General features: G+C 72.4%; 12 protein-coding genes. 5 read left to right on the top strand and 7 right to left on the bottom strand.

Annotation, left to right across the window (positions count from 1 at the left end):
• Positions 1–146: 146 nt before the first annotated feature.
• Positions 147–839: an HAD-IA family hydrolase gene (locus ACZ4XJ_RS08435; RefSeq protein ID WP_468495692.1), complete on the bottom strand. Its 693-nt coding sequence runs from the start codon at positions 837–839 to the stop codon at positions 147–149.
• Positions 840–972: 133 nt separating this feature from the next.
• On the bottom strand, positions 973–1,719 hold the full coding sequence (locus ACZ4XJ_RS08430) for a peptidoglycan-binding domain-containing protein (protein ID WP_468495691.1): 747 nt from the start codon (positions 1,717–1,719) through the stop codon (positions 973–975).
• A gap of 694 nt (positions 1,720–2,413) precedes the next feature.
• On the opposite strand from ACZ4XJ_RS08430, the gene ACZ4XJ_RS08425 reads away from it, so the two are divergent.
• Positions 2,414–4,462: an MDR family MFS transporter gene (locus ACZ4XJ_RS08425; protein WP_468495690.1), complete on the top strand. Its 2,049-nt coding sequence runs from the start codon at positions 2,414–2,416 to the stop codon at positions 4,460–4,462.
• 41 nt (positions 4,463–4,503) lie between these two features.
• Here the strand turns inward: ACZ4XJ_RS08425 and ACZ4XJ_RS08420 are convergent, their stop codons facing one another.
• The gene (locus ACZ4XJ_RS08420) at positions 4,504–5,088 is read right to left on the bottom strand and encodes a GNAT family N-acetyltransferase (RefSeq protein WP_468495689.1); all 585 of its coding nucleotides are present in this window, start codon (positions 5,086–5,088) and stop codon (positions 4,504–4,506) included.
• 105 nt (positions 5,089–5,193) lie between these two features.
• Here ACZ4XJ_RS08420 and ACZ4XJ_RS08415 point away from each other — a divergent pair, with 105 nt between their 5' ends.
• Positions 5,194–5,589 (top strand): nuclear transport factor 2 family protein, encoded by a 396-nt coding sequence (locus tag ACZ4XJ_RS08415; protein WP_362884429.1) that lies wholly within the window; start codon positions 5,194–5,196, stop codon positions 5,587–5,589.
• Between the two features lie 329 nt (positions 5,590–5,918).
• Here ACZ4XJ_RS08415 and ACZ4XJ_RS08410 read toward each other — a convergent pair whose 3' ends face one another.
• Complete coding sequence (locus ACZ4XJ_RS08410; protein ID WP_362884428.1) at positions 5,919–6,257, bottom strand: antibiotic biosynthesis monooxygenase family protein; 339 nt, start codon at positions 6,255–6,257, stop codon at positions 5,919–5,921.
• Between the two features lie 118 nt (positions 6,258–6,375).
• Between ACZ4XJ_RS08410 and ACZ4XJ_RS08405 the strand changes: the two genes are divergently transcribed.
• Entirely contained in the window at positions 6,376–8,388 is a 2,013-nt protein-coding gene (locus ACZ4XJ_RS08405; RefSeq protein WP_468495688.1) for a bifunctional glycosyltransferase 87/phosphatase PAP2 family protein, read from the top strand.
• A gap of 22 nt (positions 8,389–8,410) precedes the next feature.
• On the opposite strand, the gene ACZ4XJ_RS08400 is transcribed toward ACZ4XJ_RS08405, so the two are convergent.
• Both ACZ4XJ_RS08400 and ACZ4XJ_RS08395 read right to left on the bottom strand, forming a co-directional pair.
• The gene (locus ACZ4XJ_RS08400; RefSeq protein ID WP_468495687.1) at positions 8,411–8,875 is read right to left on the bottom strand and encodes a hypothetical protein; all 465 of its coding nucleotides are present in this window, start codon (positions 8,873–8,875) and stop codon (positions 8,411–8,413) included.
• A 409-nt stretch (positions 8,876–9,284) separates the two neighbouring features.
• Positions 9,285–10,529 (bottom strand): cytochrome P450, encoded by a 1,245-nt coding sequence (locus tag ACZ4XJ_RS08395; protein ID WP_362884424.1) that lies wholly within the window; start codon positions 10,527–10,529, stop codon positions 9,285–9,287.
• Positions 10,530–10,778: 249 nt separating this feature from the next.
• On the opposite strand from ACZ4XJ_RS08395, the gene ACZ4XJ_RS08390 reads away from it, so the two are divergent.
• Both ACZ4XJ_RS08390 and ACZ4XJ_RS08385 read left to right on the top strand, forming a co-directional pair.
• Positions 10,779–11,948: a steroid 3-ketoacyl-CoA thiolase gene (locus ACZ4XJ_RS08390; protein ID WP_362884422.1), complete on the top strand. Its 1,170-nt coding sequence runs from the start codon at positions 10,779–10,781 to the stop codon at positions 11,946–11,948.
• A gap of 290 nt (positions 11,949–12,238) precedes the next feature.
• Positions 12,239–12,823 carry an exonuclease gene (locus tag ACZ4XJ_RS08385; protein ID WP_468495686.1) on the top strand — a complete coding sequence of 195 codons (585 nt, stop codon included), beginning with the start codon at positions 12,239–12,241 and terminating at the stop codon, positions 12,821–12,823.
• A gap of 125 nt (positions 12,824–12,948) precedes the next feature.
• Here ACZ4XJ_RS08385 and ACZ4XJ_RS08380 read toward each other — a convergent pair whose 3' ends face one another.
• Positions 12,949–13,353 (bottom strand): aggregation-promoting factor C-terminal-like domain-containing protein, encoded by a 405-nt coding sequence (locus ACZ4XJ_RS08380; protein WP_383992792.1) that lies wholly within the window; start codon positions 13,351–13,353, stop codon positions 12,949–12,951.
• Positions 13,354–13,565 lie beyond the last annotated feature (212 nt).

Below are 13,565 nucleotides of genomic sequence, written 5' to 3'. Positions count from 1 at the left end.
CCCGCGCTGCCCGCGCTGCCCGCGCTGCCCGCGCTGCCCGCGCTGCCCGCGCTGCCCGCGCTGCCCGCGCTGCCCGCGCTGCCCGCGCTGCCCGCGCTGCCCGCGGCGGCGTGCCGGGGCGGGGTGGGCGGAGTGTGGAGGAGGGGTCAGGTGGTGGGCGGGGTGAGGGTGAGGGTGAGGTGGATGGTGCCGTCCGGGGTGGTGTCCACGCGGATCGCGGTCAGGTCGGCGACGTGGGCCGTCGGGTCGTAGGCGGCGGCGCGGGGGCCGATGCCTATCACGCGCATGCCGGCGGCGAGGCCCGCCGCGATTCCCGCGCCGGAGTCCTCGAAGACGATGCAGTCGGCCGGGTCCACGCCCAGTTCGGCGGCGCCCTTGAGGAAGCCCTCGGGGTCGGGCTTGCTGGCCGAGACGGATTCGGCGGTCACCCGTACCCGCGGCATCGGCAGTGCGGCGGCCGTCATCCGGGCCGCGGCCAGGGCGGCGTCGGCGGAGGTGACCAGGGCGTGCGGCAGGGCGTCGATCGCCGCCATGAACTCGGGGGCGCCCCCGACGGGGACCACGCCGTCGGTGTCGGCGGTCTCGCGGGCGAGCATCACCGTGTTCTCGGCGTAGTTGAGTTCCATCGGCCGGTCGGGCAGCAGGATGGCCATCGTGGCGTAGCCCTGGCGGCCGTGGACCACCTTCAGCGCCTCGTGCGGGTCGAGCCCGTGCGTTACCGCCCACTCGCGCCAGCATCGTTCGACCACCGCGTCGGAGTTGACGATGGTGCCGTCCATGTCCAGCAGCAGGGCCTTGGCGGTCAGGACGACGGGGGTGGCGGTGGTGTTGGCCGGCATGGGAGGGGCTCCAGACGGGGCGGGAAAAGAGAACAAGTGGTTCCGTCCACCGGTCAGGGGATGAGGACGGAACCACTTTGTTCCCACACGATACAAAATTCGGGACGGTCCGCGCCACCGCGCAGGACGTGACTTATCCCTCCAAGGCGCGCCGGGTCGCCGGCCCGTAGACACCCCACGGGTCGTCGTAGATGCCGAACTCCATCTGAAGGTCCTGGACGGCGCTGCGGACCGAGCGGCCGAACTTGCCGTCGAGCCTGCCGCGGTACAGCCCTTGCTCCGCGAGGAGCCGCTGCAGCTTTTCCACCTCGGCGCCGGAGTCCCCGTACCGCAGCGTCGGCGCCTGGAGCGCCGGGGGCGGCGGCGCCGCGGAGGACGGCGGCGGACTTGGGGAGGGGCTGGCGGAGGCCGACGGGCTGGGCGGCGCCGACGAACGGGACGTGCTGGGGGAGGCGGACGGCGACGCGGAGCGGGACGCGCTGGGCGAAGCGGACCGCGAAGCCGACGTGGACGGGCTCGGCGTCGGACTCGACGCCTCCTCCGAGGGGCCGCTCGGGTCGACGGGAACCACGCTGACCGCGGGGGCCGACGGTTTCGGGTCCGTCAGGGCCCGGTCGTCCGTCCCGGAGCCGGTGAACCCCAGTGCCGCGGCCACCGTGCCGGCCACGACCAGCGCGCCGACACCGGCCAACAGGGGCACCGCCAGGCGTCGGGACCGCTTGCCGGTCTCCTGTTCGGCGCCGCCGACGGGCTGCACGGGCTCGGGGGCGTGTGCGGCGGGCGCGGGCACGGCTCGCAGCTGGACCGTCTGATCGGGCCAGGCGAGTACGGGTATCCCGTACGCCGGGGTGTGCGGCTCGGACGGGCCTGCCGGCGGCACGAGCGGAAGCACCGTCGTGGCCTCGCCCTCGGGGGCGGGCGGGGGTGCGGCGGGCCCCCCACCCGAAGGCTGAGCGCGATCGGGACCCGGAGCTGGAGCCCGACCGAGACCCGGAGCCTGACCCGGACCCTGGCCTAGGCCCGGAGCCGGAGCCGGAGCCGGAGCCGACCCTGGACCGAGACCCGGACCCGAGGCCTGGGGCGGGTTCGGCCCCGCGCCCAGGGCCGGGGACGGCGGCGGGCCGCGGTGGCCGGCCGGGCGGGTCGGGGCCTGCCCCGGCTGCGGGGGCGGGGCCGCGCCGGGTGCCGGGGCAGGGCCGGCCGGGCCCTGTGCGGCGGACGGGCCCGGCGGGGGCGGGTCCGAGGGGAACGCCGGCCGGTCGGGGGCGTCGGAGGGCTGGGAGACCGCGCCCAGGACGGGCTGCGGGGACGACGGGTCCGGCACCGCCCGACCCTGGTCCGGCAGCGCCACGTACGGGCGAATGCGCAGCGGGTTGAACCCCACCCCCGCCGTGCACCGGCATTCGACGCTCACGGCGCCGCATTCTGGACAGCGCTCAGCGCTCACTGGTACCCCTCCCTGGCCAATGCCTGCGATTATGCAGACCCCTCAGGCCTCACCCAACCCGCCCGACGGGCCATAACCGGACAGACCACTCAGGATGGAGATGTTGTCCCGGCCCGAGGAGGAGCCGATGGCTCAGGATGTGACCACGCCCGCCGTGGACCCCGGTCCCGGCGCCGAGCGAGCCTCCCGAGAGGTGCTCGTCTCGATCGGAGCCCTGCTACTGGGTCTGCTGATCTCCGCGCTCGACCAGACCATCGTGTCCACGGCGCTCCCCACGATCGTCAGTGAACTCGGCGGCATGGATCACCTGTCGTGGGTGGTCACCGCCTACATGCTGGCGGCGACGGCGGCCACGCCGCTCTGGGGCAAGCTCGGCGACCAGTACGGGCGCAAGAAGCTCTTCCAGTACGCCATCGTGATCTTCCTGGTCGGATCCGCCCTCTGCGGCCTGGCCCAGGACATGCCGCAGCTCATCGGGTTCCGCGCCCTCCAGGGTCTGGGTGGCGGCGGGCTGATGGTCCTGTCCATGGCGATCGTCGGCGACATCGTTCCGCCTCGGGAGCGCGGCAAGTACCAGGGCCTGTTCGGCGCGGTGTTCGGTGCGACCAGCGTGCTCGGGCCGCTGCTGGGCGGTCTGTTCGTGGACCACCTCTCCTGGCGTTGGGTCTTCTACATCAACCTCCCGATCGGTCTCGTCGCACTGGTCGTCATCGCCGCCGCCCTGCGCATCCCGGGCCGCTCCTCCCGCCACAAGATCGACTACCTCGGCACCTTCCTCATCGCGTGCGTCGCCACCTGCCTCGTGCTCGTGGCCTCCCTCGGCGGCACCTGGGGCTGGGGATCGGCACGCATCATCGGGCTCGCCGTCCTCGGCGCCGTGCTTCTGGTGTGCTTCGTGGCCGTGGAACGGCGGGCGGCAGAACCGGTCCTGCCGCTCGGCCTGTTCCGCGTCCGCACCTTCACCCTCTGCTCGGTGATCAGTTTCATCATCGGGTTCGCGATGTTCGGCGCGATGGTTTACCTGCCGACCTTCCTCCAGGTGGTCCGGGGCGTCTCGCCGACCATGTCCGGCGTCCACATGTTGCCGATGGTGATCGGCCTGCTCATCGCCTCCACCGGCTCCGGGCAGATCGTCAGCCGCACCGGCCGGTGGAAGGTATTTCCCATCCTGGGCACCGGCATCACCGCCATCGGCCTGTTGCTCCTGCACCAGCTGCACCGCGACAGCTCCGACCTGGTGATGGGCGCTTCGTTCTTCGTCTTCGGGGTGGGGCTCGGTCTGGTCATGCAGGTGCTCGTCCTCGTCGTGCAGAACTCGGTCAGTTACGCCGACCTCGGCGTCGCCACCTCCGGTGCCACCTTCTTCCGTTCCATCGGCGCCTCCTTCGGTGTCGCCATCTTCGGCACGGTCTTCACCAACCGGCTCGGTGACCTGCTCGCGACCGCCCTGGCCGGCGTACGGCTGCCGCCGGGCGCGAGCGCCGCCGGGCTGGAGGCCGATCCGCGCGCGATCGGCGCACTGCCGGCCGAGGTGCGCACCCGGGTGTTGGACGCCTACTCCGACGCCATCACCGACGTGTTCCTCTATGCCGTTCCGGTGGTGCTGGTCGCCTTCGTGATCGCCTGGTTCCTCAAGGAGGACAAGCTCCGCGGTTCCGTCACCGCACCGGACGTGACGGAAACGCTCGCCTCCAACCCCGTTCACCGCTCCTCCCACGAGGAGGTCGCCCGCGCCCTGTCCGTTCTGGGCACCCGCGAGGGCAGGCGGCACGTCTACGAGAAGATCACCGCGAAAGCCGGCTACGACCTGCTTCCCGCGGCCAGCTGGCTGCTGCTGCGGATCAACAAGTACGGCTCCGTCGAACCGGCGGTGCTCGCGGAACGCACCATCGTTCCGCTGAGGGCCATCACGGAAGCGGCCCGTCAGGTCGAGGAGCGGGGGCTGGCCTCCCGCGACGGACTCGCGCTGATCCTCACCGAACGCGGGCGGGTGGCCGCCCGCCGACTGTCCGACGCCCGGCAGGAGTCCCTGGCCGAACTGCTCGGTGACTGGTGGGGGCCGGACCGCCCTACCGACCTGGTGAAGCTGGTCGCGGAGATCAACCGGGAACTGTGCGGTTCCGACGCCGAGGAGCCCTACGACACGTTGCCGCGTCGGGACCACTCCGCGCACTGAGGGGTGGGGCGGGTCCGGCCCACCGGGCAGGTCAGGTCAGATCAGATCAGGGGCTTCTCGAACCAGTGCTCGGCGTACGGTCCGGAGTTGTAGGCCGGTATTTCCCGGTACCCGTGGCGCGCGTACAGGGCACGGGCCTCCACGAGGTCGGAGCGGGTGTCCAGGCGGACCCGTTCGGCGCCCAGGGACCGGCCCGTCGCCTCCAGGGCGGCGAGCAGGGCGGCGCCGCCGCCGGTGCCGCGAGCACGCGGGTCGACGTACACCCTGGTGAGTTCGGCGGTGACGGTGTCGATCAGGCGGACGCCGCCGCAGGAGAGCGGTACCCCATCCAGCCGCCCGATGAGGAAGCGGCCCGAGGGTGGGGCGAGGTCGTCCGCCGGGAAATCCAGCATGCCCTGGTCTATTTCTGCATCGGTGACGGCCCGTTTCCAGTACCGGCCGGCGACTTCGGCGTAGTAGGCGCGGCGCAGGATGGTCGCGTCCGGGGTGGTGAAGGGCTCCTGGACCACGAGCCAGGCACCGGGCGCGGGGGGTGTGGAGGAAGACGTGGAGGAAGACGAGGAGGAAGAAGAGCCAGGGGAGGAAGAGGCGGGAGCGGAGGTCTCGGTGATCGTGTTGGTGTCCATGCCGCCATTGTGGGTGCCCTCCGCGTCGCCCGCGTTGGAATATCCACACGCACGGGCCGATGATGAGGAAAGGTGAAAATACGGCAATCAGAGGGTGTGAGGGTCATGTCGGAGCATCCGAATTGCGCCCTGGTACGCCGCGGCTACGAAGCCTTCGGCGCGGGCGACATGGAGACGCTGGGCTCGCTGATGACGGCCGACGTCATCCACCACGTACCCGGCAACAGCCCGCTCTCCGGGCACCACAAGGGGCGGGAAGCGGTCCTCGACCTCTACCGCCGGCTCGGCGAGGAAACCAACGGCACCCTCCGGCTCGACCCGGACCGGATCCTGGCGGACGGCCGGGGACACGTGATGTCGTTCCACCTCATGCGCGCCGACCGGGGCGACCGGGGCATCGAGATCCATGAGGGTCTCTTCTTCACCATCGTCGGCGGAAAGATCACGGACATCGACGAGTGTGTGGAGGACCTGGACGAATCGGACGCGTTCTGGTCCTGACCGCGGTCCTGGCAGCGGTCCTGGCAGCGGTCCTGGCCGTGGTCCTGGCCGTGGTCCTGGCCGTGGCCAGGACCGTGACCGTGCGCGGGCCGCGCGGCGGGCGGGGTGGCTGCCGGGCCTAGGCGACCCCCGACCCGTGCCGCGCGCTCGCGGCGGCCCGCGCGCCGAGGCCGAGCCGCGGGCTCACCGGACCGCGCCACCGACTGCCTGCCCCGGGTCGGCGCCCCCGTGGCCGAAGCCCGGCCGCCGCCCGAGCCCCGCCTCCGCGCCCGCCTCCGCGCCCCCTTCCGCGCCCGCGCCCGCCGCCGTTCGACCTTCGGCCCCCTCTATCAGCCCTGCTTCGGCTTCGGGCTCGCCTGCTGGACCACCTCGAAGGACCAGACCGACGAACCCGAGGCCGCCGGCTTCGGGCGGTCGCCGCCGGCGGGGGCGTCGCCGCCCTGGTGGGCCGCCTTCATGGGGCCCTCCATCCACGCCTGGAAGTCCGCCTCCGAACGCCAGCGCGTGTACACGAGGTACTGGTCGGTGCCCTCGACGGGCCGCAGCAGCTCGAACCACTCGAACCCGTCCGAGTTCTCCACGGTGCCCGCCCGGGAGGCGAAGCGCTTCTCCAGGACCTCGCGCTGCTCGGCCGGCACGGTCAGGGCGTTGATCTTCACGATGCTCATGGACGCCATCCTAGGGATCGCGCGGGGGATATCGTCGTCCCGGTGAGCAAACGCGGTACGAGGCACGGCAGCCGGGCGAAGTCGGGGTTGCGGTGAACTGGCGGGAGGACGGCGAGGCGTGGCCAACACGGCGGAGCGCGGCGGTGCGAACGGACACGCCGGGGTCATAGGCGGTAGCGGCGACGGCAGGCTGGGGGCGGCGCGTCTGCTCCTGTGGGCCCTCGCGGGCGTGCTCGCCGTCAGACAGGCCACCGCCGTGCTGCGGGTGCCCCCCGCCGAGTGGCTCGGCGGCCTCCACCTCCCCGCCGGCCTGCCCGGTTCGCTCTACGACGAGGGCCAGTTCACCGGCACCCCCTTCGCAGGCCTGGTCCTGAAGCCCCTGACCGGCCTGGCCGCGCCCTCCCTGGAGGTGGCCTGGACCTGCGTGACCCTGCTGTTCGTCGCCGCGATCGGGCTGGTCGCCGCGCGCGGCCTGCCCGACCCCGTGCCGCGTCGCACCGCGCTGTTGGCCGCGCCCGTGCTGGTCGCGGTGATGATGGTGTCGCTGCCCGTCCGCGAGGCCGCCTCCCCCGGGCAGACCGCCGTCCTGCCCGTGCTGTTGGTGCTGCTCGCCGTGTTCCGGGTGCCGGGGGACCGCCCCGCCGGTTTCCTCCTGGGGCTCGCCGCCGCCCTCCAGCCACCCCTGTTGATCTTCGGCGCGCTGCTGTGGCTCACCGGCCGGCGGCCCGCCGCGCAGGCCGCCGCCGTGACCTTCGCCGGAGCGACCGCCCTGTCCTGGGCCTCCCTGCCGCGCGACTCCTGGACGTACTGGGTCGAGCACGTCATCGGCACCGGCCTCGGCGGAACCCCCGGAAGCCTCGCCAACCAGTCCCTCCACGGCGCCCTCCTGCGCCTCGGCCTCGACGGCCCCGCTGAGATCGCCCTGTACCTCGCCCTCGCCGCGGCCGTCACCTGGTTCGGGCTGCGCCGCGCGGCCCGCTACGCCCGCGACGGGCAACTGCTCCTCGCCGTCGCCGTCACCGGGTGCGTGGCCGTCGCCGTGTCCCCGGCCGGCTGGCGCCACCAACTGCTGTGGGTGCTCCTGGCGGTGGCCGGCAAGGTGGGCAAGCGGGCCGCGGACCGGCGGGTGTGGCCCGTCGCCGTCGTCCTCGCCATGACCTTGCCGAGTTCCGTACTGCTGCCGAACATGGCCGCGCTGGCCCCCGTACGGGACAACGTGCCGCTCCTCGCTGCGCTCGCCGCGGCCTGCGCCGTGCCGTTCCTGCCGCGGTCCTCGCCGTACTGGCGCGAGCCGGTGCCCACCGTCCACGGGCGGCCCGCCGCGGCCCGCTGGTCCCGGGTGCCGCTGCTGCCGTTCTGGCGCCGGGTGATGTCCCGACCCAACCTGCTGCTGGAACTGCTGCTGATACGGGTCGGCTACTCGCTCTACTCGCACATCCGCGCCGCCGCCCCCACCAGCCGCCCGCTCGCCGAGGGCAACGCCCGCCGGATCCACGGGATCGAGCAGGTCCTCGGCATCGACATCGAGCACGCCGTGAACCACGCGGTCGTGAACACCCCGTGGCTGGAGGCGTTCTTCAACTTCTACTACACCTCCTTCCACTTCGTCGTCCCGCTGGGCATCCTCGCCGTCCTGTACTGGCGCCGGCCCGGCGACTACCGCTGGGCCCGCGCCTCGCTCGGACTGGCCACCGTCCTGGCCCTGTTCGGGTTCTGGCTCTACCCGCTCGCGCCGCCGCGCCTGATGCCGGGCCTCGGCTTCGTCGACACCGTGCACGGGGTGCAGGACCTGGCGAACCCCTCGTACGGGGCGATGACCGCGATCTCCAACCAGTACGCGGCGATGCCCTCGCTGCACTTCGGCTGGTCCCTGTGGTGCGGGATCGTCATCGTGGTCCTCGCGCCGAAGGGCTGGCAGAAGCTGCTGGGCGTGCTGCACCCGCTGATCACGGTGTGTGCGATCGTCGCCACCGCGAACCACTGGGTGCTCGACGCGCTGGGCGGCGCGGCCGTCGTCGCCGCCGGCTTCGGCCTCGTCCACGTCCTGTCCGGTCCGCGCGGCGTGCAGCTGAACCTGCCGGCGCAGCGCGCGTCCGCCGCCGAGGGGACGCGCGCCCCCGCCCGTACGTAGAGCGGTGAACCGGCCGCTACGCCTACCGGAGCGAGCCGTGCCGGTGGCGGGCCGGCGGCACGTCCACGTCGACGGCGTGGGCCCGGACGAGCAGGCCGGCCCCGGCAGCCGCGCCGGTTTCGGCGTCCCCGCCGGCCTCGGCACCCGCGCCGGTCGCGCCTGCCACGGATGCGCGTCCGGCCGGGTGCAGCAGGGCGCGGAACAGCCCGAGGCGGGCCCGCAGGAGCTGCCGCGCCCGGCGTTCCTCGACCGTGGACGCCCAGGACACGGAGGCGTCGCGGTGGTGGCGGGGGAAGGCGTGGACCTCCACCCGGCGGCGGATCCTGACCGGGCGCGGCCTGTTGGACTCCCGCTCCGCGTCCGCGAGGCCGCGGGCGCTGAAGCGGAGGTCGTGGAGGACCACGATGTGCCAGGGGCTGCCGGCCGGGCGGCCGGGCGGGGGCTCCTCGCCGTGTTTCGGGGGGATGTGATGAGCGGTGCGTGACATGGAACTCCGTCGGTCGCCGCCGCCAGGCCTGTCCTGGCGGGCTACCTGAAGCCCCGGGGTCCCGTCGCGCGCGCTTCTGACATGCACACACCTTACTCGCGCCGAGGCCCGGGGTCACGGGCACGCGCGACGGCGAGCCGTACGGGCACGGGACGACGACCTGCGCGGTCCTGCGGCCTTCGTGACGTGCGACGGCCTCCTCGCCCGCGACGGCCGAAGGGGCGCCGGGGCATCGAGCCCCGGCGCCCCTTCGGTGGATCGTCGCGTCCCGTCAGGATCGGGCCCCGGGCGCGATCGCGCCACTCGGGCACGTCACGGCGGCGCGCACCGCGACCCCGGTGGGCGGCAGGGGCCGGGGCGTGGGTGGAACGGCCCCTGCCGCTCCGCGTCCGGTACGGCCGCGGAGTGCTCAACCGCGGCTGACCCGGAGCTCCTTGATGCCGTTGAGCCAGGCCGCGCGCAGCCGACGCGGGTCCTCGCCGGTCAGCCGCAGGTCGGGCAGGACGTCGGCGAGGGCGTTGAAGATCAGGTCGATCTCCATGATGGCCAAGGACTTGCCGAGGCAGAAGTGCGGGCCGCCGCCGCCGAACCCGAGGTGCGGGTTCGGGTCGCGGGTGACGTCGAAGCGGCCGGGGTCGGTGAACACCTCGGGGTCGTGGTTGGCGGAGGAGTAGAACATCCCCACGCGGTCGCCGGCCTTGATCTTCTGGCCGCCCAGTTCGGTGTCCTGGGTGGCGGTGCGCTGGAAGGACACGACGGGCGTGGCCCAGCGGACGATCTCCTCGGCCGCCGTGGCGGGCCGGGTCTCCTTGTACAACTCCCACTGGTCGGGGTGGCTGAGGAAGGCGTGCATGCCGTGGCTGATGGCGTTGCGGGTGGTCTCGTTGCCCGCGACCGCCAGCAGCAGCACGAAGAAGCCGAACTCGTCGGAGCCGAGGTTGCCCTGGCCCTCGGCGGCGACCAGTTGCGTGACGATGTCCTTGGCGGGGCATTCCTTGCGCTCGGCGGCCAGGTTCATGGCGTAGCCGATGAGTTCCATCGCGGCGTTCGCGCCGACCTCTTCGGTGATCGCGTACTCGGGGTCGTCGTAGGCGATCATCTTGTTCGACCAGTCGAAGATCCGGGCCCGGTCCTCCTGCGGTACGCCGATCAGCTCGGCGATGGCCTGGAGGGGGAGTTCGCACGCCACCTGGGTGACGAAGTCGAAGCTGCCGTCGGCGGACGCGGCCAGCGCCTCCTCGGCGATCTTCCGGGCCCGGTCGCGCAGGGCCTGTTCCAGGCCGCGGATGGCGCGCGGGGTGAAGCCGCGCTGCACGATCTGGCGTACGCGCGTGTGTTCCGGCGGATCCATGTTCAGCATGATCAATCGCTGGGCATCAATGGCATCACGCGGAACGTGCTCGTTGAAGCGGATGATCGCCGTATTGGTGGTGGAGGAGAAGATCTCCGGGTGCGTGGAGACGTACTTGACGTCCGCGTGCCGGGTCACGACCCAGTAGCCCTCGTCGTCGAAGCCGGTGATGCCCCGCCGCTGCGGGCACCACCACACCGGGGCCGTCTGTCGCAGCTGGGCGAACTCCGGCAGCGGGACGCGGCTTTGGAGAAGATCGGGGTCGGTTGCGTCGAAGCCTTCGGGCAGCGCGGGACAGGGCATCGGGGCGACTCCAAGGTCTGACTGAGCATCAGAAGTTGCACGCTGGCTTGAACGTAGTAACGAGTTCTAGAAGAGGCAAGGGCCGGAGCGCGACCTGTTGGGTGTGGAAACCGTGTAAGCCGCGTGCAAGACCCTTGCGTGCCGGGGGTCCGGGTCATAAGACTGCGGGGAGAACTAGAACGCGTACTAGTTCGGGCGGGGCGCCGGGACGGCCCGCCGCGCTGGCGCTGTGCAGGAGAGGACGAGCTCATGGCCGCGGAACCCGTCATCGTCGAAGCCGTACGCACCCCCATCGGGAAACGCGGGGGCGCGCTGGCCAACCTCCATCCCGCCTACCTCCTCGGTGAGACCTACCGCGAACTGCTCGCCCGGACCACCATCCAGCCCGACTGCGTCGAGCAGGTCGTCGGCGGCACCGTCACCCACGCCGGCGAGCAGTCGATGAACCCGGCCCGCAACGCGTGGCTGGCGATGGGACTCCCGTACGAGACCGCCGCGACCACGGTGGACTGTCAGTGCGGCAGCTCCCAGCAGGCCAACCACATGGTCGCCAACATGATCGCCGGCGGGGTCATCGACGTCGGCATCGCGTGCGGCGTCGAGGCGATGAGCCGCGTCCCGCTGGGATCCGGCTCCAAGCACGGCCCGGGCAAGCCGTTCCCGGACGAGTGGAACGTCGACCTCCCCAACCAGTTCGAGGCCGCTGAACGCATCGCCCGCCACCGGGGCCTGACCCGCGAGGACGTCGACACCCTGGGGCTGCTCTCCCAGGAGCGGGCCGCGGCCGCCTGGGCCGAGGAGCGCTTCAAGCGCGAGACCTTCGCCGTCCAGGTCCCGACCACCGAGGCGGAACAGGCCGCCGGGCAGGGCATGTGGCGCCTCGTCGACCGGGACGAGGGGCTGCGCGACACCAGCATGGAGGCCCTCGCCCGCCTCAAGCCGGTCATGCCGACGGCCGTGCACACCGCCGGGAACTCCTCGCAGATCTCCGACGGGGCCGCCGCCGTGATGTGGGCCTCGCGCAAGATGGCCCGGGCGCTCAAGCTCCGCCCGCGGGCCCGGATCGTCGCCCAGGCACTGGTCGGATCCGACCCGCACTTCCACCTCGACGGGCCGATCGACGCCACCCGGGCCGTCCTGGGCAAGGCCGGCATGTCGCTCAAGGACATCGACCTCGTCGAGATCAACGAGGCCTTCGCGTCGGTCGTCCTCAGCTGGACCCGGGTCTTCGACCAGGATCTGGAGAAGGTCAACGTCAACGGGGGCGGCATCGCGCTCGGCCACCCCGTCGGCGCGACCGGCGCCCGCCTGATCACCACCGCGCTGCACGAACTGGAGCGTCGCGACAAGGAGTTCGCGCTGATCACCATGTGCGCGGGCGGCGCGCTCGCCACGGGCACGATCATCCAGCGGCTCTGACCTCCAGCGGCTCCGAGGCCGCACGGGTGCGGGGGACGGGGGCGGGGCTCCGAGGCCACGCCCCGAACCCCGCCCCGGGACTCCATCGCGCGCTGTACGCGCGCTCCGGCCGCCGACCTGCCCGGAACGCGCCCCACGCGGCGTCACCCGGGTACCCTTCGACGCCAAGTGCCTCCCGGGGGTGGGTGACGGCAGGGGTCGGACCGATCCCGCCCGCGGCCGTGGCGTCCGCCTTCCTCCGGACGCGGGGCCCCAGTGGCGCCCGGAGCAGGGAGCAGGGAGCAGGATCCATGACGAGAGCAGAGTTCTACGTTTCCGCCGATGTGGAGGCCGATGGCGCGGTGCCCGGGCCGTTCTCGATGTCGAGTTTCGGGTTGGCGGTCGCGGGGGTTCGCGACGGTGCCGGGTTTCGGGCGGTCGACCCGGCCGAGCGGACCTTCTACGCCGAGCTGAAGCCGATCAGTGACACCTTCGACCCCGAAGCCATGGCGGTCAGCGGCCTGGACCGGGACGGGCTGGTGAAGGAGGGACGGGACCCGGCCGAGGCCATGAACGCGGCGGCCGACTGGCTCGCGGCGGTGTCCGAGGAACTGTCCGCCACTCCCGTGTTCGTCGCCTACCCGCTGGGCTACGACTGGATGTGGATCTACTGGTACTTCATGCGGTTCGCCGACGCCGGCTCCCCGTTCGGGCACTCCCGGTGCTTGGACCTCAAGACCCTGTACGCGGCCAAGGCCGACGTGCCGCTGCGCGACGCGACGAAGCGGTCGATGCCGAGTCACCTCCTGTCCACGCGCCCCCATACGCACCACGCGTTGGACGACGCGATCGAGCAGGGCGAGCTGTTCCAGAACCTCATGCGCTGGGAAGGCTGACGCGCCCGGGCGGATCACGGCTGCGGGCGGCCGAACGGGAAACGGGTCCGGATGCGCAAAAGCGCCCAGCTGGAGTTCCAGCCGAGCGCGCATGCGTCTGAGCGTGTGGGGGCGTTACCGCCGGCTCAGTACCAGTGGTGGGTCTGCCAGAAGTTCCAGGCGCCGACGGGGCTGCCGTAGCGGGAGTTCATGTAGTCCAGGCCCCACTTGATCTGGGTGGCGGGGTTGGTCTTCCAGTCGGAGCCGGCGGAGGACATCTTCGAGGCCGGGAGGGCCTGGACCAGGCCGTAGGCGCCCGAGGAGGCGTTCGTCGCGGTGTGGTTCCAGCCGCTCTCACGCGAAATGATGTTGTTGAACGCCGCGAACTGCGCCGGGTCCTTGATCATCTGCTGGGCGATCGCCTTGGCGCTCGTGGGGGCCGCCTGGGCGGGGACCGTGGCGAGCATCGAGCCGGCGACGCCGAGGGCGACGACGGTGCCCGCGAGGGCCTTCTTGGAAGCGGCGATGCGGCGGATGACTGCGTTGGACACGGGTGCACCTTTCGAAGGGGACAGGGCGGTCGCCCGCACGTCCAGGACGTGCGTCAGCCACTCAGGTGGTGCGAGGGGCTTGTCCGCGGCGGGTGGAGCACCCGGGCCGTTCGGCGACTCATCCAGTTCTACAGATGCCCCGACCCCCTGGCAACGAGCCCGCTTACTACCGGACCTCGCAGGTCGGGCCCGACGCCCCTCGGCGGGCACCG

The organism is Streptomyces sp. NPDC029836, assembly GCF_055574495.1.
Note: the sequence above shows the minus strand (reverse complement) of the source record. Positions and strands in the feature narration are given on the sequence as shown.

Bases quoted from the DNA above. Each gene is read 5' to 3' on its own strand.
- ACZ4XJ_RS08435 (WP_468495692.1), bottom strand. From the start codon at position 839: ATGCCGGCCAACACCACCGCCACCCCCGTCGTCCTGACCGCCAAGGCC.
- ACZ4XJ_RS08425 (WP_468495690.1), top strand. From the start codon at position 2,414: ATGGCTCAGGATGTGACCACGCCCGCCGTGGACCCCGGTCCCGGCGCC.
- ACZ4XJ_RS08420 (WP_468495689.1), bottom strand. From the start codon at position 5,088: ATGGACACCAACACGATCACCGAGACCTCCGCTCCCGCCTCTTCCTCC.
- ACZ4XJ_RS08415 (WP_362884429.1), top strand. From the start codon at position 5,194: ATGTCGGAGCATCCGAATTGCGCCCTGGTACGCCGCGGCTACGAAGCC.
- ACZ4XJ_RS08410 (WP_362884428.1), bottom strand. From the start codon at position 6,257: ATGAGCATCGTGAAGATCAACGCCCTGACCGTGCCGGCCGAGCAGCGC.
- ACZ4XJ_RS08400 (WP_468495687.1), bottom strand. From the start codon at position 8,875: ATGTCACGCACCGCTCATCACATCCCCCCGAAACACGGCGAGGAGCCC.
- ACZ4XJ_RS08395 (WP_362884424.1), bottom strand. From the start codon at position 10,529: ATGCCCTGTCCCGCGCTGCCCGAAGGCTTCGACGCAACCGACCCCGAT.
- ACZ4XJ_RS08390 (WP_362884422.1), top strand. From the start codon at position 10,779: ATGGCCGCGGAACCCGTCATCGTCGAAGCCGTACGCACCCCCATCGGG.
- ACZ4XJ_RS08385 (WP_468495686.1), top strand. From the start codon at position 12,239: ATGACGAGAGCAGAGTTCTACGTTTCCGCCGATGTGGAGGCCGATGGC.